This is a genomic window from Pseudomonas sp. LBUM1643 (assembly GCF_059716215.1).
On the sequence record NZ_CP166813.1, the window covers coordinates 1167467 to 1187980 of the forward strand.

The window sequence follows — 20514 nt, forward strand, 5'->3', positions numbered from 1 at the left end:
AGTCCTGATAACGATGGCCCTACTGCAGATCGCCGAACCCGGCCAAAGTCCTCAACCGCACCAGCGTCGTCTGGCTGTGGGGATCGACTTGGGCACTACCAATTCGCTGGTCGCTGCATTGCGCAGTGGACTTTCCGAGCCTCTGGCTGACGCTGACGGGCAGGTCATTCTGCCGTCTGCCGTGCGCTACCACGCCGATCGCATCGAGGTCGGCGAGTCCGCCAAGCTGGCTGCCGCTTCTGATCCCTTGAACACTGTGCTGTCGGTCAAGCGCCTGATGGGTCGTGGTCTGTCCGACGTCAAGCAGCTGGGCGATCAACTGCCGTACCGCTTTGTCGGCGGCGAATCGCACATGCCGTTCATCGACACCATTCAGGGGCCGAAAAGCCCGGTCGAAGTCTCCGCCGACATTCTCAAGGTGCTGCGTCAGCGCGCCGAAGAGGCATTGGGTGGGGAGCTGGTTGGCGCGGTGATTACTGTTCCTGCCTATTTCGATGATGCCCAGCGTCAAGCCACCAAGGATGCGGCCAAACTGGCCGGTCTGAACGTGCTGCGCTTGCTCAACGAGCCTACGGCGGCTGCGGTGGCTTACGGTCTGGATCAGCATGCTGAAGGCCTGGTCGCGATTTACGACCTGGGCGGCGGTACCTTCGATATTTCGATTTTGCGCCTGACGGGCGGCGTGTTTGAGGTTCTGGCAACCGGTGGCGATAGTGCCCTCGGTGGCGATGACTTCGATCACGCAATTGCTGGCTGGATCATCGAGAGTGCCGGTTTGTCGGCCGACCTGGATCCGGGCGCGCAACGCAACCTGCTGCAAACCGCCTGTGCGGCGAAAGAAGCGCTGACCCATGCGGCGTCTGTTGAAGTCGCTTATGGCGAGTGGAAAGCCGAACTGACCCGTGAGGCGTTCAATGCGCTGATCGAGCCAATGGTTGCCCGCAGCCTGAAGGCCTGTCGTCGTGCGGTGCGTGATTCGGGTGTCGAGCTCGAAGAAGTGCACGCCGTGGTCATGGTGGGTGGATCGACTCGCGTTCCTCGTGTTCGTGAAGCGGTGGCCGAAGCCTTTGGTCGCGAACCTCTGACTGAAATCGATCCGGATCAAGTGGTGGCCATCGGTGCCGCGATCCAGGCCGATACGCTGGCGGGCAACAAGCGCGATGGCGGCGAACTGCTGTTGCTTGATGTGATTCCATTGTCTTTGGGGCTGGAGACCATGGGCGGCCTGATGGAGAAGGTGATTCCGCGGAACACCACCATCCCCGTCGCCCGTGCCCAGGACTTCACGACGTACAAAGATGGCCAGTCGGCCATGGCAATCCACGTACTGCAGGGTGAGCGCGAGCTCATCAGCGATTGCCGCTCCCTCGCACGCTTCGAATTGCGCGGTATTCCAGCGATGGTGGCCGGTGCGGCGAAAATTCGCGTGACCTTCCAGGTCGATGCCGATGGTTTGCTCAGCGTTTCCGCTCGTGAGCTGGGTTCGGGCGTAGAAGCCAGCATCCAGGTCAAGCCGTCCTATGGCCTGACTGATGGCGAAATCGCCAAGATGCTCAAGGATTCGTTCCAGCACGCTAACGACGACAAGGTCGCCCGTGTCCTGCGTGAGCAGCAAGTCGATGCCCAGCGCCTGATCGAGGCGGTGCAGGCTGCGCTTGATGTCGATGGCGAGCGTCTGCTTGATGCCGAAGAGCGCATGGTCATCGAGCTGCAGATGCAGGAGCTGACCGAATTGATGAAAGGGTCTGATGGTTATGCCATCGAGCAACAGACCAAGCGTCTGTCGCAAGTGACCGATGCTTTTGCTGCCCGCCGTATGGATTTGACGGTGAAAGCCGCTCTGTCGGGGCGCAACCTGAATGAAATCGAGGATATCTGATGCCGCAGGTCATTTTTCTGCCACACGAGAAGTTTTGCCCGGATGGCATGGTTGTGGAGGCTGAGCCGGGGACTTCCATTCTCGAGCTGGCCCACGAACACCATATCGAGATGGAAAGCGCCTGTGGTGGCGTCTGCGCTTGCACTACTTGTCACTGCATCATTCGTGAAGGCTTTGACTCGCTGGAAGAAGCGGACGAGCTGGAAGAAGATTTTCTTGATCGGGCCTGGGGTCTGGAAGCGCAATCGCGTCTAGGCTGTCAGGCGATCGTCGGGACTGAAGACCTGACCGTTGAAATTCCGAAATACTCGCTCAACCATGCAGCCGAAGCGCCGCACTGATTCAAGGAATTGTCATGAGTCTCAAGTGGACTGATGTGCTGGAAATCGCCATCCAGCTGGCTGAAAGCAAGCCTGATGTTGACCCAATGTCGGTTAACTTCGTCGATTTGCGGAAATGGGTAATGGAATTGCCCGAATTCGACGACAAGCCTGAGCATTGTGGCGAAAAGGTCCTCGAGGCCATTCAGGCCAACTGGATCGAAGAACGCGACTGAGCCACGCTGCAGGTTAGGCAATACCAAAGAACCCGCGTATAATTCGCGGGTTTAATTTTTCACAAATTACCGTTTCTGGAGTTACACCATGGCTGTTCAACGTACTTTCTCCATCATCAAGCCTGACGCTGTTGCAAAAAACGTTATCGGCGAGATCACCACTCGTTTTGAAAAAGCTGGCCTGCGCGTTGTAGCTTCGAAACTGAAGCAACTGTCCAAAGCAGAAGCTGAAGGCTTCTACGCTGAGCACAGCGCTCGTGGTTTCTTCGGCGACCTGGTTGCTTTCATGATCTCCGGTCCGGTTGTCGTTCAGGTTCTGGAAGGCGAAAACGCTATCGCTCTGAACCGTGAGCTGATGGGCGCTACCAACCCTAAAGAAGCTGCTGCCGGCACCATCCGCGCTGACTTCGCTGACTCCATCGATGCCAACGCTGTACACGGTTCGGACTCCGAAGCCGCTGCTGCTCGCGAAATCTCGTACTTCTTCGCAGCTACTGAAGTAACCACTCGCTAAGCATTGGCTTAAGAGTGAAGGTGAATCCATGACTACATCGACTGTTAAAACCAACCTGCTGGGTCTGACTCAGCTGGAAATGGAAAAATTCTTCGACTCAATCGGGGAGAAGCGTTTCCGTGCCGGTCAGGTAATGAAATGGATTCACCACCTTGGCGTCGATGATTTCGACGCCATGACGAACGTCAGCAAGGCCCTGCGCGACAAGCTCAAGGTCATTGCCGAAGTTCGTGGTCCCGAAGTGGTCAGCGAGGACATTTCCACCGATGGCACCCGTAAGTGGGTGGTGCGCGTGGCGTCCGGCAGCTGCGTCGAGACCGTCTACATTCCCCAGGGCAAACGCGGCACTCTGTGCGTTTCGTCCCAGGCAGGCTGTGCCCTGGATTGCAGTTTCTGCTCCACCGGCAAGCAAGGATTCAACAGCAACCTCACCGCCGCCGAAGTTATTGGCCAGGTGTGGATTGCCAATAAATCGTTTGGCAGCATCCCGGCGACCGCCGACCGTGCCATCACCAACGTGGTGATGATGGGCATGGGTGAGCCGCTGCTGAACTTCGACAACGTCGTCGCCGCCATGCATCTGATGATGGATGACCTCGGCTACGGGATCTCCAAGCGCCGCGTGACCCTGTCCACTTCGGGCGTGGTGCCGATGATCGATGAGCTGTCCAAGCACATCGACGTCTCCCTGGCGTTGTCCCTGCACGCACCCAATGACGCATTGCGTAATCAATTGGTGCCGATCAACAAGAAGTATCCGCTTAAGATGCTGCTCGAGTCGTGCCAGCGCTACATGTCGTCCCTGGGCGAAAAGCGCGTGCTGACCATCGAGTACACCTTGCTCAAGGACATCAATGACAAGGTCGAGCATGCGGTCGAGATGATCGAGTTGCTCAAGAATATCCCGTGCAAGATCAACCTGATTCCGTTTAACCCGTTCCCGCATTCCGGTTACGAGCGTCCGAGCAACAATGCCATTCGCCGTTTCCAGGATCAGCTTCATCATGCAGGCTTCAATGTCACCGTACGCACCACCCGTGGTGAAGACATCGACGCGGCCTGTGGACAATTGGTAGGGCAGGTGCTGGATCGCACCCGTCGCAGCGAACGTTATATCGCCGTGCGCGAGTTGAGCGCCGAAAACGATATCGCAACAAACGCCGCGAAATAATTAAGAGAGGATCTCTATGTTCCTGCGCTTTGCGCTGCTTGTGCTGTTGACCAGCCTGTGTGCTGGTTGTGTCCTGTCGGGCGATTTCAATCCGATGAAGACCAGCAAGGGCCGCGATGAAGCGCGTGCTGCTTACGTGCAGCTGGGTCTGGGGTACTTGCAGCAAGGTATGACCGAGCGTGCCAAGGTCCCGCTGAAGAAAGCGCTGGACCTGGATAGCTCGGACCCTGACGCCAACGCGGCGCTGGGGCTGGTGTTCCAGGCCGAGATGGAGCCGGAGTTGGCCGACGAGCACTTTCGCAAGGCGCTGTCTTCCCGCCCCAAGGATGCTCGGATCCTGAACAACTACGGCAGTTTTCTTTTCGAAGAGAAACGCTATAAAGAGGCTTACGAACGTTTCGAGCAAGCCGCTGCCGACACCCTGTATCCCGAACGCTCACGGGTGTTTGAAAACCTGGGAATGACCGCTTCGAAGCTGGGTGAACGTGATCTGGCTCAGCAGCAACTGGAAAAAGCCCTGAGATTGAATCGTCAGCAGCCACGCGCATTGCTGGAAATGGCTGAGTTGTCGTTCGAAGACAGGCATTATGTGCCCTCGCGTGACTACTACGACCGTTTTAGCCTGCTCGCCGAACAAAATGCACGTAGTCTATTGCTCGGCGTTCGGCTGGCAAAAGTGTTTGAAGATCGCGACAAGGCTGCCAGTTATGGCCTGCAACTAAAACGACTCTATCCCGGTACGCCGGAATATCAGCAATACCTGTCGGAGCAATGATGAAAGCGGCGCATCCCGAAGTTGTAGCAGCGAATCGCGTTAATCCCGGTGAGACTTTGCGCCAGGCCCGCGAAAGCAAAGGCTGGTCGCTGGCCGAAGTGGCCCTCAAGCTCAACCTCACCGTCAGCTCCCTGAGCAATCTTGAAGCCGGTGCTTTCGATAAGCTGCCTGGGCATACGTTCGCTCGCGGCTACATCCGTGCATACGCCAAACTGCTGGGCATGGATCAGACCGTCCTCGTTCAGCAGTTCGACCAATCCACAGGTACCGACTCCCAGGGCAGTAATGTCCACAGCCTGGGACGCATCGAAGAGCCGGTTCGGGTTTCTCACACTATCTTGCGAATTGTCAGCCTGTTGTTGCTGGTTGCCGTAATCGGTGGTGGTTTTGTCTGGTGGCAGGATCAAACTTCACAGCGTGCCAAGGACTTGACCACGTTGAGTCCGGAGCACGTTGAAGTCGAAGGCGCCGACGGCACCACTCAGATCCATCCGCTGGATGAGCCTGAAGATCAGGCCGTCGTGGAAAATCAGACCGAAGCCGGAACCCCTTTGACGCTGCCGCAGACCAGTACATCCGCTGAGCCTGAAGTGACTGCGTCAGGGACAACACCAGCGGCGCCTGCTCAAAATACCGCGCCTGTTCCTGCGACGCCTGCCACTCCAGCGACCCCGACCCCGGCCCCGGCCGTTCCCGCTGTGCCTGCTCCAGTCGCGACTGCGCCCGTTGCGCCGACTGTTCCTGCCCCGGCAGCAGCTGCTCCGACCGCCGGCCAAGGCCAGGTTTCGCTGCAGTTCACCGCAGACTGCTGGACACAAGTGACCGATGGCACCGGCAAGGTGCTGTTAAGTGGTCTCAAGCGTAAAGGCGAAAACGTTTCCGTTACCGGCAAACCACCCTTTGCCGTGCGTCTGGGCTTTGCCCGTGGCGCACAGGTCAGCTACAACGGGCAGGTGGTTGATGTCGCTCCGTTCACCAGTGGCGAGACTGCTCGCCTGAAGTTGGGTCAATAAGTCATGCACGGCGAATCTCCAATCAAACGTCGCGAATCTCGCAAGATCTGGGTCGGTAACGTGCCTGTTGGCGGCGATGCGCCTATCGCTGTGCAGAGCATGACCAACAGCGATACCAATGATGTGGCCGCCACCGTAGCCCAGATCAATCGCCTGGAAGCCGCTGGCGTCGATATCGTACGGATTTCCGTGCCCGATATGGACGCCGCCGAAGCCTTCGGCAAGATCAAGAAACTGGTCAAGGTTCCGCTGGTTGCCGACATCCACTTCGACTACAAGATCGCATTGCGAGTGGCCGAGCTGGGCGTTGATTGTCTGCGGATCAACCCGGGTAATATCGGTCGCGAAGACCGCGTGCGCGCAGTCGTCGATGCCGCCCGTGATCGCGGGATTCCGATTCGAATCGGCGTGAATGCCGGCTCCCTGGAAAAAGACCTGCAAAAGAAATATGGCGAGCCGACACCTGCTGCACTCGTCGAATCCGCCTTGCGCCACGTAGAGCACCTTGAGCGCCTCAATTTCCAGGACTTCAAGGTCAGCGTGAAAGCCTCCGACGTGTTCATGGCCGTCGCGGCCTACCGTTTGCTGGCCAAGGAAATCGTCCAGCCACTGCACCTGGGGATCACCGAAGCCGGTGGTTTGCGTTCAGGCACGGTGAAATCCGCCGTAGGCCTCGGTATGCTGCTCGCCGAAGGGATTGGCGATACTATCCGCATCTCGCTGGCGGCCGACCCGGTCGAGGAAGTGAAGGTCGGCTACGACATTCTCAAGTCCTTGCACCTGCGTTCCCGTGGCATCAACTTCATCGCCTGCCCGAGCTGCTCGCGGCAGAACTTCGATGTGGTCAAAACCATGAACGAACTGGAAGGGCGCCTCGAAGATCTGCTGGTGCCGCTGGATGTTGCAGTGATCGGTTGCGTGGTAAACGGACCGGGCGAAGCCAAGGAAGCCCATATCGGCTTGACCGGCGGCACGCCAAACCTGATCTACATCGACGGCAAGCCGGCGCAGAAACTGACGAATGATAATCTGGTGGATGAGCTTGAACGCTTGATCCGCCAGAAAGCGGCCGAGAAGGTCGAAGCTGACGCTGCTGTAATCGCTCGCGGCTAAGCCCGACTGAAGAGCCGAACGAATTTAAGGATTTATAGTGAGCAAGTCTCTGCAAGCCATTCGTGGCATGAACGATATCCTGCCCGAGCAGACCCCCCTGTGGCGTCACTTCGAAGGCACCGTCTCGCGCCTGCTGGATAACTACGGTTACAAGCAGATCCGCATGCCGATCGTCGAGTTCACCGAGCTGTTCAAGCGCTCCATCGGTGAAGTGACCGACATCGTCGAAAAAGAGATGTACACCTTCGACGATCGCAATGGCGATTCCCTGACCCTGCGCCCTGAAGGCACAGCGGCCTGCGTGCGTGCGGTGCTCGAGCACGGCATCACCGGCGGTGGCCAGGTGCAGAAACTCTGGTACATCGGTCCGATGTTCCGCCACGAACGTCCACAAAAAGGCCGTTATCGTCAGTTCCACCAGATTGGTTGCGAGGTCTTCAACCTGGATGGTCCGGACATCGATGCCGAACTGATCGTGTTGACCTGGCGCCTGTGGGGCGAGCTGGGTATCCGTGATGCGGTCAAGCTTGAACTCAACAGCCTGGGCACCGCCGAGTCTCGTGGTCGTTATCGCGAAGCCCTGGTCGAATTCCTGTCGGCTCGTCTGGACAAGCTGGACGAAGACAGCCATCGTCGCCTGAAGACCAACCCTCTGCGGGTTCTGGACACCAAAAACGCTGACACTCAAGCGGTACTGGTCGACGCGCCGAAAATGGCCGACTACCTGGACGAAGAGTCCCGCGTGCACTTCGAGGGTCTCAAGGCTCGCCTGGACACTGCCGGCATTCCTTATGTCATCAACCCGAAGCTGGTTCGCGGGCTGGATTACTACAGCAAGACTGTTTTCGAATGGGTCACCGACAAGTTGGGCGCTCAGGGCACCGTTTGTGCCGGTGGTCGCTACGACGGTCTGGTGGAACAGATGGGCGGCAAGCCAACGCCGGGTGTCGGTTTCGCCATGGGCATCGAGCGCCTGGTGTTGCTGCTGGAAACCCTGGAACAGATCCCGGAAGAGATCTCCCGCCAGGTTGACGTTTACCTCTGTGCCTTCGGGGAAGCCGCCGAGCTTGCCGGGTTGGCCTTGAGTGAACGTGTTCGTGATCAATTACCCAACCTGCGCCTGCAAGTAAATGCCGGCGCCGGCAGCTTCAAAAGCCAGTTCAAGAAGGCCGACAAGAGCGGTGCATTGTATGCGCTGATCCTCGGTGACGACGAAATGGCCCAGCAAGTGGTAGGTTTCAAACCCCTGCGTGGCCAGGGCGAACAACAAAGCATTGCCTGGGATGCGCTTGCTGCACACCTGGCCACCTGCATCGTGCAGGGTTGAAGCTGTCAAACAGCCGATTTAGCGATTAAGGAGTATTGGGGTGTCGAATAGCGAAGACGAACAGCTGGCGGATTTTAAGGACTGGTGGACACGCAACGGCAAGCCCCTGGTCACTGGCGGCCTGTTGGCGCTGGTCATCGTGTTCGGCTGGCAGGCCTTTCAAAAGTATCAGAGCAATCAGTCGCAAGGCGCCTCGATTCTCTATCAGCAATTGCTTGAAACCACGCTGACGCCTGATGGCAAGCCTGATGCGGCACGTGTTTCGGACCTGGCCGGCAAGCTCAACAGCGAGTACGGCGGCAGCGCCTATGCACAGTACGGCAGTCTGTTTGTGGCGAAAGTAGCAGTCGACAGCGGCAAGCTGGATGACGCAGCCAGCGAGCTGAAAGCCATTGCCGACAAGCCGGCGAACCCGGCGTTGGGCGAAATTGCCCGTCAGCGACTGGCTCAGGTACTGGCCGCGCAGAACAAGGCCGATGAAGCGCTGAAACTGCTCGAAGGTGATGCCGATACTGCATTCCTGGCCACTCGCGAAGAACTCAAGGGCGACCTGCTGGTGCAGCTGGGTCGTACCGACGAAGCAAACGCGGCGTATCAAAAAGCCAAGGCGGCACTGTCGGATGAAGCGGCGGTCGGTGGCTTACAAATCAAGCTGGACGACCTGGCCAAAGGGGATGCGTGACGTGATTCGTTGGAAACATGCAGCATTGCTGGCTCTGGCCATTTTGGCCGCGGGTTGCAGCAGCAACAGCAAAAAGGAATTGCCACCGGCCGAGTTGACCGACTTCAAAGAAGAAGTGGTTCTGCAAAAGCAGTGGAGTCGTTCGATCGGTGACGGTCAGGGCGAGACGTACAACATGCTGGTTCCGGCGATCGAGGGCGATACCATCTATGCCGCCGACGTCACCGGTGTGGTGATGTCGATGGATCGCAGCAACGGCGACGTCAAATGGAAAAAAGATCTCGAAGTGCCTGTGTCCGGCGCCGTTGGTGTGGGTTACGGTCTGGTCATGATCGGTACGCTCAAGGGCGAAATCGTTGCCCTCGACGCCAGCAGCGGTGAAGAGAAATGGCGCGCTCGCGTGTCCAGTGAAGTCCTCGCTCCGCCGGCCAACAACGGCGACGTGGTTGTGGTTCAAACCCAGGATGATCGTCTGATCGGTCTGGATGCCTCCACCGGCAACCAGCGCTGGTTGTATGACAGCACTCCAGCAGTCCTGACGCTGCGCGGCACCAGTGCTCCTATCGTCACCAACCGCTTTGCGGTGGCTGGCCTGTCGACCGGTAAAGTGGTTGCTCTCGATATCTCCAACGGCGTGCCGGTTTGGGAACAACGGGTAGCGATTCCACAAGGTCGTTCGGAGTTGGAGCGTGTAGTCGATATCGACGGCGGCTTGCTGCTGTCCGGCGGTACGCTTTACGTTGCCAGCTACCAGGGTCGCGTCGCGGCACTGGACCTGGAAAGTGGTCGTCAGCTCTGGCAACGTGATGCTTCCAGCTATGCCGGCGTCGCTCAGGGTTTCGGTAGCGTCTACGTGAGCCTGTCTTCGGGCACCGTTGAAGGCGTCGATGAGCGTTCCACCACTGCTTTGTGGAGCAACGATTCGCTGGCGCGCCGTCAGCTGTCGGCTCCTGAAGTGTTCTCCAGCTACGTTGCAGTCGGTGATATGGAAGGCTACCTGCACCTGCTGAGTCAGGTTGACGGTCGTTTCGTCGGCCGCGAGCGCATCGACAGCGACGGCCTGCGTGCCCGTCCGCTGGTGGTGGGTGACACGATTTATCTGTATGGCAACAGCGGCAAACTGGAAGCCCTGACCATCAAGTAATGTTTGACTATGCTTGGGGTTTAACCCCCAGGCGGCCTTGCTCTGCAAGGCTTGCAACGCCTTCAAGCGTTGCCCCGAGCACCAGCCGCTGCCTCGCAGCGGCTTTTGTATTTTCTGAAATAACGAAGTGGAGAGCCGCATGGTTCCCGTAATCGCCCTGGTGGGCCGACCGAACGTCGGCAAGTCCACCTTGTTCAACCGCCTGACCAGGACTCGTGACGCCATCGTTGGCGACTTGTCCGGTCTGACCCGTGATCGCCAATACGGTGAGGCCAAGTGGCAAGGGCGTTCCTACATTCTGGTCGACACCGGTGGTATCTCCGGTGACGAGCACGGTATGGACGAAAAAATGGCCGAGCAGTCCCTGCTGGCCATCGAAGAAGCCGATGTCGTGCTGTTCCTGGTAGATGCCAAGGCTGGTTTCACCGCCGCCGACCAGATGATCGCCGAGCATTTGCGCAAACGTAACAAGCGCTCTTATGTGGTTGCCAACAAAGTCGACAACATCGACCCGGAAATGGCCCGCGCTGAATTCGCCCCTCTGGGTATGGGCCACGCGATTCCGATCGCCGGTGCTCATGGCCGTGGCATCACCCAGATGCTGGAAATCGCACTGAGCGAATTCCCGAAAGACGAAGAAGAGCCGGAAGACGGCGAAGAAGAGATCGTTGCCGAAGGTGAGGAAGCCAAGCGCATTCCTGGCCCAAGCGAAAAAGACGGTATCAAGATCGCGATCATCGGCCGCCCGAACGTAGGCAAGTCGACACTGGTCAACCGCATGCTGGGTGAAGACCGGGTAATCGTCTATGACGAGCCCGGCACCACTCGCGACAGTATCTACATCCCGTTCGAGCGTAACGACGAGAAGTACACGCTGATCGACACTGCCGGTGTGCGCAAGCGCGGCAAGATCCACGAAGAAGTTGAAAAATTCTCCGTGGTCAAAACCTTGCAAGCGATCAAAGACGCTAACGTGGTGATCTTCGTGATGGACGCCCGCGAAGGTGTGGTCGATCACGATCTCAACTTGCTGGGCTTCGCCATCGAGGCGGGTCGTGCGCTGGTTATCGCGATCAACAAGTGGGACGGCATGACGCCGGGCGAGCGCGACTTCGTCAAGGTTGAGCTGCAACGTCGACTGTTCTTCGTTGACTACGCCGACATCCACTTCATCTCGGCCCTGCACGGCACGGGCGTGGGCAACCTCTACGCTTCCGTACAGAACTCGTTCAAGTCTGCGGTCACCCGCTGGCCAACCAACCGTCTGACCACGATTCTGGAAGATGCGGTTGGCGAACACGCGCCGCCGATGGTCAACAATCGCCGGATCAAGCTGCGTTACGCCCACTTGGGTGGCGCGAACCCGCCGATCATCGTGATTCACGGTAACCAGATCGAGAAGGTGCCGAAGTCTTACGTCCGTTACCTGGAAAACACTTACCGTCGTGTTCTGAAGCTGGTCGGTACGCCGATTCGCATCGAGTTCAAAGGCGGCGAGAACCCGTACGAAGGCAACAAAACTACGCTCACCGACCGCCAGGTCAACAAGAAGCGTCGCATGATGTCGCACCACAAGAAAGCCGACAAAAAGCGCCGCGACAAGAAATAGAGGCAGCTTTAAGTTTCAAGCTGCAAGCTTGAAGTCAAAGCAAGAAAGGGTCCTGACAGGGGCCCTTTTTTGTGCCTGAAGGTTTGAGACTTGACCGCTTGCAGCTTACAGCTTGAAACTTGCAGCTCACCTGCAAGGGGCTACCGATGATCACCAGTAAGCTGCCGAATGTCGGCATCACTATCTTCACTCAGATGTCTCAGCTCGCGGCGCAAACCGGGGCGCTCAATCTGTCCCAGGGTTTTCCGGATTTCGATGCCCCGCAGGCCCTGTGCGATGCGGTCGGCCGGCATATTGCCCAAGGCCACAATCAGTATTCGCCAATGACCGGCCTGCCCGCGTTACGCGAGCAGATTGCGACGAAGATTGCCCGCAGCTATGGCATCAATGTGGATGCCGATCACGAAGTGACCGTTACGCCCGGCGCCACCCAGGCAATTTTCTGCGCGATCCAGGCAGTGATAAACCGTGGCGACGAAGTCATCGTGTTCGACCCGTGCTACGACGCCTACGAACCCTCGGTGGAATTGGCAGGCGGCCGTTGCGTGCATGTTCAGCTGGGCCTGGATGACTTCGCCATCGACTTCGAGAAACTCGCCCAGGCGCTGAGCCCGCGCACGAAGATGATCGTCCTCAATGCCCCGCACAATCCCAGCGGCGCACTGATCAGTCGTGCTGAACTGGATCAGTTGGCTGAGCTGATTCGTGATCGTGACATCTACCTGATCAGCGATGAAGTCTACGAGCACCTGGTGTTCGACGGCGTGCCTCACGTCAGCGTGCTTAACCACCCGGAATTGTATGAGCGCGCCTTCGTCGTCAGTTCCTTCGGCAAGACCTATCACGTCACCGGCTGGAAAACCGGCTATGTGGTCGCACCACCGGCTCTGACGGCGGAGCTGCGCAAGGTTCACCAGTACGTCAGTTTCTGCGGTGTGACCCCGCTGCAATACGCTCTGGCTGACTTCATGGCCGAGCACCCTGAACACGTCGAAGAGTTACCAGCTTTTTATCAGGCCAAGCGCGACCTGTTTTGTGATTTGCTGGCGCCGTCGCGTTTCACTTTCAATCGCGTGGCGGGCACGTATTTCCAGCTGGTCGATTACTCGCAGATCCGCCCGGACCTTACTGATGTCGAGATGGCACTGTGGATGACCCGCGAACATGGCGTGGCGAGCATCCCGATCTCGGTGTTCTACCAGACACCCCCCGAAGGCCAGCGCCTTGTGCGCCTGTGCTTCGCCAAACGCGAGGAGACCCTGCGTGAAGCAGCGGAAAAATTGTGCGTGATCTGAGTGCACTCCCTAATCTGAACATCGCGCTGATCCAGACCACCCTGGCCTGGCACGACCGCCAGGCCAACCTGGAGCATTTCGAGCAGTTGCTGGAGCAGGCTCGCGGCGCTGACCTGATCATCCTGCCGGAGATGTTTACCACCGGTTTTTCCATGGAGTCCGAAACCCTCGCCGAAGTGGAGAACGGTCCCACCAGCAAATGGTTACGGGTTCAGGCAGCGAAGCTCGATGCGGTGATCACCGGCAGCGTGATTGTTCAGGCTGCCGACGGCAGTCATCGTAATCGCCTGCTGTGGGCGCGACCGGACGGTGAGGTGCTGCATTACGACAAGCGCCACCTGTTCCGCATGGCCGGTGAGCACAACCACTACACCCCCGGCGAGCGCCAGGTGCAGTTCGAGCTCAAGGGCTGGCGCGTGCGTCCGCTTATCTGTTACGACCTGCGTTTCCCGGTGTGGAGTCGCGATGCACAGGACACAGACCTGCTGCTCTATACGGCCAACTGGCCAGGTGCACGGCGCCAGCACTGGAACCGTTTGCTGCCGGCTCGGGCGATTGAAAACCTGTGTTACGTGGCGGCTGTGAATCGCATCGGTACGGACGGCAAAGGCTTTGCCTATACCGGCGACAGTCAGGTCCTGGACTTCCAGGGTGAGACGTTGCTCAGTGCAGGGGAGGCGGATGGGGTGTTCACGGTAGTGTTGGATGCGGCGGAATTGGCGGCGTATCGCACCAGATTTCCTGCCAATCTGGATGCTGATACCTTCGAGTTCACCTGATATTCGCGGTGCATGACAGGACCTCATCGCCAGCAGGCTGGCTCCCACATTGGAAAGGCGACCTCCTGTGGGAGCCAGCCTGCTGGCGATGGGGTCAGAACAGGCAGCACAAAACCAGCAGGCAAAAAAAGGCCCCGAGGTTCACACCCCGGGGCCTTTTGCATTACGGCAGACGCTTACGCCGCTTTCGCTTCCGGCTGGCTCAGCGAGCGATTCAGCGCGCTGAACAATGCCTTGAAGCTCGCCGTGGTGATGTTCTCGTCGATACCGACGCCGTGCACCGCACGCTCACCGTTCACACGCAGCTCGATGTAAGCCGCCGCTTTGGCATTGGTGCCCGCGCCGATTGCATGTTCGTTGTAGTCCATGATTTCGACAGGGATCGGCAGGCCAGCCACCAGTGCTTCCAGGGCACCGTTGCCTTTGCCACGCCAGTTCAGGTTGGTTTCGCCCTGGCCCTTGCTGGACACTTCAACTTCAACAGCGCTGTGGCCGTTTTCTTCCTGCAGGCGATGGCTCACCAACGCGTACGGAGTGTTGGCTTGCAGGTACTCGCTGTGAAGCAACGCGTGGATCTGCTGGGCGGTCATCTCGAGGCCCAGGCGATCGGTTTCACGCTGCACGACCTGGCTGAACTCGATCTGCATGCGACGCGGCAAGTTGATGCCGTATTCCTGTTCCAGCAGATAGGCAATACCGCCTTTGCCCGACTGGCTGTTGACGCGGATCACCGCCTCGTAGCTGCGACCGATGTCGGCCGGGTCGATCGGCAAGTACGGCACTTCCCAGAGCGCGTCCGGTTTTTGCTGGGCAAAGCCCTTGCGAATGGCATCCTGGTGGGAACCGGAGAACGCGGTGTGAACCAGGTCGCCGACGTACGGATGACGAGGGTGCACCGGAAGCTGGTTGCATTCCTCGACGACTTTGCGCACGCCGTCGATGTCGGAGAAGTCCAGCTCAGGGTTCACGCCCTGGGTGTAGAGGTTCAAGGCGACGGTCACCAGGTCGACGTTACCGGTGCGTTCACCGTTACCGAACAGGCAGCCTTCGACGCGATCAGCGCCGGCCATCAAGCCAAGTTCGGTGGCCGCAACGCCAGTACCGCGGTCGTTGTGGGTGTGCAGGCTGATGATCACGCTGTCACGACGGTTGATGTGACGACCGAACCATTCGATCTGGTCGGCATAGATGTTTGGTGTGGCGCATTCGACGGTGGCAGGCAAGTTGAGGATCATCTTGTGCTCAGGCGTCGGGTTCCAGACTTCAATCACCGCATCGCAGACTTCCTTGGCGAAATCCAGTTCGGTGGCGCTGAAGGTTTCCGGCGAGTATTCGAAGGTCCACTGAGTGTCCGGCTGCTGGGCGGCATATTTAACAAACAACTTGGCCGCGCTCACGGCGATTTCCTTGATCCCGTCCTTGTCCTGGTTGAAGACAATGCGACGGAACGAAGGGGAGGTCGCGTTGTAGAGGTGAACGATGGCTTTCTTCGCCCCACTCAGGGATTCGAAGGTGCGCTCGATGAGGTCTTCACGGCCCTGGGTCAGTACCTGAATGGTGGTGTCGTCCGGGATGTGGTTGCCTTCGATCAGGGTACGCACGAAGTCGAAGTCGGTTTGCGATGCGGCCGGGAACGACGCCTCGATTTCTTTCACGCCGACAGACACCAGGGTTTTCCAGAAGCGCAGCTTCTTCACTGCATCCATCGGTTCGATCAGCGACTGGTTGCCGTCGCGAAGGTCCGAGCTGCACCAGATCGGCGCGGCAGTGATGGTCTTCGACGGCCAGGTACGATCCGGAATGTCGATAGTCGGGAACGCACGGTATTTCGAAGACGGGTCTTTGAGCATGCTCATCGGGAAATCCTTATTGTGTCGGCCGAAAAAAGGCGGCCTGCCGGTGGATCAAAAGTTCTGGGGGTAGAGCGTAGGGCGAGGCACCGCGATTCAGCCCGGCAGTCGTGCACTGACGAGGCACAGGCTGCGGTGCTGGCGAAGCTGAATGAGGGTGTGAGATGTTTTCATGCTTTCAACCCTAACCGCGAGGATGAGGGTTGGCAAGCAGTCGAAAAAAATTGAGAGGAATACTCTTAAAGACGAATTTACCGAGATTTTATTGCGTGTAAGCGTCTTGATGGTATCAATGATTGCGAGAGGTTTCAGCGTTGCGCAATTGAAATTGGCGGTGATATGTCTGGCCTCGTCGCTAGCAGGCTCACTCCTACATGGGGGCGGTGTACTTAGATCCAATGTGGGAGTGAGCCTGCTCGCGATGACGGCCTGTCAGTCACCAAAAATCTAAACCTTGGCACTCACCTCGTTACGGTTAACCAATACCTCCAGCGCATCACTCAAACTTCGCGCCTTGTCGCCCATCAGCAGATGCCAGACACCCCCCTCGAGCTGGCTCACACCCTGACAACCCAACGCCTTCAACTGGCACTCCGACACCGCCTTGCCATCTGCCAGTTGCAGCCGGATCCTGGTCATGGCAATGCAGTCCATCTGCAGGACATTGTCGCCACCGCCCAGCGCATTCAGCCATTGTTGCGCTTGCGGTATCGCCACAATCGCCGGTTTCGGCTTGTCCATAATGGCCACAGGAGAGGGCGCCGCCGCATGGCCCAATGCGGGCATCGCCAAGCGGATTTCATCAGCAATGCTGTCCGCCATCGGTCCGACCACCACCTGCAAACTGCCGCCCTTGCCAGGTCGCACAACCGCCATTGCGCCGAGCGCTTTCAGGTCCGCGTCCGACACCTTGTTGCGATCCACCATGTCCAGGCGCAACCGTGTGGTGCACGCTCCGACGGTGATCAGGTTTTGCGCGCCACCCAGCGCGTTGATGTAAGCCCCGGCTCGTTCATTCTCCGCGACCACGATCTTGTCGCCGACCGGCACGTCTTCACGTCCCGGCGTCTTGAGGTTGAAGCGGCGAATACAGACATCGAACACCACGTAATAAATGACTGCGTAGGCCAACCCCACCGGAATCACCAACCACCCATTGGTGGACTTGCCCCAGCCGAGAATCATGTCGATGAATCCGCCCGAGAAGGTAAAACCCAGATGAATGTTCAACACGTTGGTGATGGCCATGGACAGGCCGGTCAACAGCGCATGAAGCAGGAACAGCAGAGGCGCGAGAAACATGAAGGCGAACTCGATCGGCTCGGTGACGCCGGTCAGAAATGACGTCAGCGCCATGGACAGGAAAATCCCGCCCATGACTTTGCGGCGTTCCGCAAGGGCATTGCGGTACATCGCGAGGCAAGCAGCCGGCAGGCCGAAAATCATCATCGGGAACATGCCGGTCATGAATTGCCCGCCCTTCGGATCCCCCGCGAAGTAACGCGACAAGTCTCCGGTCACCATGGCGCCCGTGTGCGGATCCGTGAAGTTGCCAAATACGAACCAGGCCATGTTGTTGAGGATGTGGTGCAGACCGGTGACGATCAGCAGGCGGTTGAATACACCGAAAACAAATGCGCCGAAGCTGCCGCTCTCCATCATCAAGGCGCCGAAACTGTTGATGCCACTCTGGATGGGTGGCCAGATCAAGCCAAACACCACACCCAGGCCCACGGCCGCAAACCCGGTGACGATCGGCACGAAACGCCGGCCCCCAAAGAACGCCAGGTACTCCGGCAGCTTGATGTCCTTGAAGCGGTTATACAGCGCGCCGGCCATCAAGCCGCTGACGATCCCCGCGAGCATGCCCATGTTGATGCTCGCGTCGAGCACCTTGAGGGTGGAGATCATCACCAGGTAGCCAATCACCCCGGCGAGCCCCGCCGTGCCGTTGTTGTCCTTGGCAAAGCCGACTGCAATGCCGATGGCGAAGATCATCGCCAGGTTGGCGAAGATCACCTGGCCGGCGTCGTGAATGATGGCGATGTTCAGCAGGTCGGTGTCGCCCAGTCGCAGTAACAGGCCGGCGATGGGCAGGATCGCGATCGGCAGCATCAATGCGCGACCAAGGCGCTGCAAGCCTTCGATGAAGTGTTGGTACATGGCGTATCTCCCTGGATTCTTGTTGTTGTTGTTCAGCTCAGAGGCCATTGCTGGTGACAGGCATGACGCACCGCCGCAGCGCTGCTCAGCTTGAGCAGTTGCTGGCTGGCATTTCGGCATTGGTTGGCGTCCAGATGGCGCACGCGGTCTTTGATTTCACCGATCTGGACCGGGCTGACAGACAGCTCGCTGACGCCCAGACCGATCAGAACCGGTGTTGCTAACGGGTCCGAAGCGAGCGCACCGCAAACACCAACCCAACGGTTATGCACCGCTGCGCCCGCGCAGGTTTGGGCGATCAGCCGTAACAGCGCGGGGTGCATGGCGTCGACGCGTGAAGCCAGGCCTGCGTGATCGCGATCCATGGCCAGGGTGTATTGGGACAGGTCGTTGGTGCCGATGGACAGGAAGTCCGCGTGCTCCGCCAGTTGCTCCGCCAGCAGAGCCGCCGCCGGCACCTCGATCATCACGCCCAGCTCCGGGCGCTCGCTCACCCCGAGCTCGGTGCACAAGGCATCGAGGCGCTGGCGAATATGAAGCAGTTCATCGACCTCGGTGATCATCGGCAAGAGGATCCGGCAGCGCGACAGCGGCTTGACGTGCAGCAGCGCGCGTAATTGCTGGTCGAGCAATTCCGGGCGAACCTGGGCCAGACGAATGCCGCGCAAGCCGAGCACAGGATTGGCCTCGATCGGCAATGGCAGGTAATCGAGCTGTTTGTCGCCACCGACATCGATGGTGCGGATGATTACTGGTTTGTCGCCCATGGCATCAAGGACGGCTTGATAGGCGTCGCGTTGTTCCACTTCGTCCGGCGCTGTGTGGCGGTCGACGAACAGAAACTCCGTGCGCAACAAGCCGACGCCGTCAGCGCCATTGTGCATTGCGTCTTGCGCTTCGGGACTGGAGGCGACATTGGCGGCGACTTCGATGTGCAATCCATCGAGTGTCAGCGCCGGATGATGGGCTTGAGTTTGTTGCTCGGCGCGACGCTGCCTCTGATCACGTTGCGCCTGATGTACGTCAGCCAGACGCTCGGTCGAGGGCTCCAGTTCCAGGCGACCGCCATCGGCATCCAGAACCACTGATTGACCTTGTTCCTGATCCAGCAGTGTCGATCCCAAGGCGACCATGCACGGCAAGCCCTTGCCTCGAGCAAGAATGGCGACGTGCGAAGTCGCACCGCCTTCTGCCATGCACAACCCGGCGACGCCTTGCTGGCTCAATTGCAGCAGGTCGGACGGAGTCAGTTCATGGGCCGCGACGATGGCCCCGGCCGGCACATCGTAATGCCAGGTTTCACCGAGCAGTGCCCGCAGCACCCGTTGCTTGAGATCACGCAAGTCGTTCGCACGTTCGGCCAGCAATGGGCTGCCGAGTTGCTGAAGCATGTCGCACTGCACGTCGATCGATTGACTCCAGGCGTGAGTCGCCGCCTGACCCTGGTCAATGGCCGTGTTGGCTGCTTCCAGTAACGCCGGGTCTTCAAGCAGGGCGAGGTGAGCGGCGAAGATCGCCTCTTCGTCGTGGCTGTTGCGTTTTTTGGCGTGGGCCAAGGTGGTGTCGATTTCGCTGCGCACAAGAGTCAGCGCGGTGTCGAGGGCTCGCATCTGTTGTTCGGGGTCGTGAGTGCCGGCATCCACCGGCAGGCTGATCGCGTTCAGACGGAACAGTGGCCCAGCCACCAGACCGGGCGCTGCGCAAACCCCGTGCAGCACACCGACTTCGGCCGTTCGGTTGCGCCGGACGATCGGCGCCGGTGCAGCCGAGTGACTGTCTTCAGCCAGCGCTGTGGATAACGCCGCCAGCAATGCTTGCAGCGCGGCTTCGGCGTCCGGGCCCTGGCAACTGACCTGGACTTCCTTCTGCTCGCCGATAGCCAGGCCCATCAATCCGATCAAGCTGTCGCAGGTCGCCGATTTTCCGCCGAAGTGCAGCCGTGATTGACTCTTGAACCCTTGTGCCGTCTGACGAATCAGCGCCGCCGGCCGAGCATGCAAGCCACCACGATGGGCGATGCAAACGTGGCCGAAAACCTCGTTTCCGGACAACTCGACTTCCGCCCGAGCGCCCGTCGCGTTCCGCCGAATGATGTGCAGCAGTGGCTCGCCAACCTTCACCGATTTCAAGGTGATCGGCCGCGCCTGAAAGTCCTGGCTGTTGGTCAGGATCATTAGGCTGACCAGGCTTTTGCACTGCTGAGCGACCTTGTCCAGTTCATAGCGCAACAGCGGCTGACCGCTGCTGACGCGAGCCCCTTCCTTGACCAGCATGGTGAAACCGTCGCCCTGCAATTCAACCGTGTCGAGGCCCAGGTGCAAAAGCAATTCAGCGCCATTATCGGCACGCAGCGTCACCGCGTGGCCGGTGCGGGCTACGTGGACGACCACGCCGGCGCAGGGGGCGTGGAGGGTGTCGTTCAGTGGGTCGATGGCAATCCCGTCACCCATGGCGCCACTGGCAAACACCGGGTCCGGAACCTTGGCGAGCGTGAGCACCGGCCCGCTGAGCGGGGCGCTGAGGGTCAGCTCTTTATTGTTGTTGTGCATGGCTCGGTCTCATCAGGAAAACTACGGTTCGGATCAACTCAATAACCTTGTAGGAGCTGCAGGAGCTATGGGCTGTAGGAGCTGTCGAGTGAAAC

At 59.0% G+C, this 20514-nt stretch carries 17 protein-coding genes; 14 read left to right on the plus strand and 3 right to left on the minus strand.

Annotation, left to right across the window (positions count from 1 at the left end):
- The first annotated feature begins 13 nt into the window (after positions 1 to 13).
- The 14 genes from hscA (at position 14) to ACA063_RS05210 (ending at position 13857) form a co-directional block, all read left to right on the plus strand.
- Positions 14 to 1879: a Fe-S protein assembly chaperone HscA gene (gene hscA, locus ACA063_RS05145; RefSeq protein WP_497665024.1), complete on the plus strand. Its 1866-nt coding sequence runs from the start codon at positions 14 to 16 to the stop codon at positions 1877 to 1879.
- Positions 1879 to 2220 (plus strand): ISC system 2Fe-2S type ferredoxin, encoded by a 342-nt coding sequence (fdx, locus tag ACA063_RS05150; protein WP_010452763.1) that lies wholly within the window; start codon positions 1879 to 1881, stop codon positions 2218 to 2220. The genes hscA and fdx overlap by 1 nt, the downstream gene beginning before the upstream one ends.
- Positions 2221 to 2234: 14 nt before the next feature.
- Positions 2235 to 2435: a Fe-S cluster assembly protein IscX gene (iscX, locus tag ACA063_RS05155; protein WP_162438249.1), complete on the plus strand. Its 201-nt coding sequence runs from the start codon at positions 2235 to 2237 to the stop codon at positions 2433 to 2435.
- 88 nt (positions 2436 to 2523) lie between these two features.
- On the plus strand, positions 2524 to 2949 hold the full coding sequence (gene ndk, locus ACA063_RS05160; protein ID WP_007916882.1) for a nucleoside-diphosphate kinase: 426 nt from the start codon (positions 2524 to 2526) through the stop codon (positions 2947 to 2949).
- A 28-nt stretch (positions 2950 to 2977) separates the two neighbouring features.
- On the plus strand, positions 2978 to 4120 hold the full coding sequence (rlmN, locus tag ACA063_RS05165) for a dual-specificity RNA methyltransferase RlmN (RefSeq protein WP_162438250.1): 1143 nt from the start codon (positions 2978 to 2980) through the stop codon (positions 4118 to 4120).
- Positions 4121 to 4136: 16 nt separating this feature from the next.
- Entirely contained in the window at positions 4137 to 4895 is a 759-nt protein-coding gene (pilW, locus tag ACA063_RS05170; protein ID WP_497665025.1) for a type IV pilus biogenesis/stability protein PilW, read from the plus strand.
- Positions 4895 to 5908, plus strand: a complete 1014-nt coding sequence (locus ACA063_RS05175) for a RodZ domain-containing protein (RefSeq protein WP_497665026.1) — start codon at positions 4895 to 4897, stop codon at positions 5906 to 5908. Before pilW ends, ACA063_RS05175 begins: the two co-directional genes overlap by 1 nt.
- A gap of 3 nt (positions 5909 to 5911) precedes the next feature.
- Positions 5912 to 7021, plus strand: coding sequence for a flavodoxin-dependent (E)-4-hydroxy-3-methylbut-2-enyl-diphosphate synthase (gene ispG / locus ACA063_RS05180; RefSeq protein ID WP_162438253.1), 1110 nt, complete (start codon positions 5912 to 5914; stop codon positions 7019 to 7021).
- Positions 7022 to 7058: 37 nt separating this feature from the next.
- A complete protein-coding gene (hisS, locus tag ACA063_RS05185; RefSeq protein WP_497665027.1) occupies positions 7059 to 8348 on the plus strand; it encodes a histidine--tRNA ligase in 1290 nt (429 codons plus the stop codon).
- 40 nt (positions 8349 to 8388) lie between these two features.
- The gene (locus tag ACA063_RS05190) at positions 8389 to 9030 is read left to right on the plus strand and encodes a tetratricopeptide repeat protein (RefSeq protein WP_162438255.1); all 642 of its coding nucleotides are present in this window, start codon (positions 8389 to 8391) and stop codon (positions 9028 to 9030) included.
- A complete protein-coding gene (bamB, locus tag ACA063_RS05195; protein ID WP_497665028.1) occupies positions 9023 to 10174 on the plus strand; it encodes an outer membrane protein assembly factor BamB in 1152 nt (383 codons plus the stop codon). The genes ACA063_RS05190 and bamB overlap by 8 nt, the downstream gene beginning before the upstream one ends.
- A 139-nt stretch (positions 10175 to 10313) precedes the next feature.
- Positions 10314 to 11783: a ribosome biogenesis GTPase Der gene (gene der, locus ACA063_RS05200; RefSeq protein ID WP_497665029.1), complete on the plus strand. Its 1470-nt coding sequence runs from the start codon at positions 10314 to 10316 to the stop codon at positions 11781 to 11783.
- A gap of 146 nt (positions 11784 to 11929) precedes the next feature.
- Entirely contained in the window at positions 11930 to 13078 is a 1149-nt protein-coding gene (locus tag ACA063_RS05205; protein WP_497665030.1) for a pyridoxal phosphate-dependent aminotransferase, read from the plus strand.
- Positions 13066 to 13857, plus strand: a complete 792-nt coding sequence (locus tag ACA063_RS05210; RefSeq protein ID WP_497665031.1) for an amidohydrolase — start codon at positions 13066 to 13068, stop codon at positions 13855 to 13857. The genes ACA063_RS05205 and ACA063_RS05210 overlap by 13 nt, the downstream gene beginning before the upstream one ends.
- Before the next feature lie 176 nt (positions 13858 to 14033).
- Here the strand turns inward: ACA063_RS05210 and leuA are convergent, their stop codons facing one another.
- The 3 genes from leuA to ptsP all read right to left on the minus strand — a co-directional run bounded on the left by leuA (position 14034) and on the right by ptsP (position 20419).
- The gene (gene leuA / locus ACA063_RS05215) at positions 14034 to 15713 is read right to left on the minus strand and encodes a 2-isopropylmalate synthase (RefSeq protein ID WP_497665032.1); all 1680 of its coding nucleotides are present in this window, start codon (positions 15711 to 15713) and stop codon (positions 14034 to 14036) included.
- 441 nt (positions 15714 to 16154) lie between these two features.
- On the minus strand, positions 16155 to 17870 hold the full coding sequence (gene nagE / locus ACA063_RS05220) for an N-acetylglucosamine-specific PTS transporter subunit IIBC (protein WP_497665033.1): 1716 nt from the start codon (positions 17868 to 17870) through the stop codon (positions 16155 to 16157).
- A 32-nt stretch (positions 17871 to 17902) separates the two neighbouring features.
- Positions 17903 to 20419, minus strand: coding sequence for a phosphoenolpyruvate--protein phosphotransferase (gene ptsP, locus ACA063_RS05225; protein WP_497665034.1), 2517 nt, complete (start codon positions 20417 to 20419; stop codon positions 17903 to 17905).
- Positions 20420 to 20514: the final 95 nt, after the last annotated feature.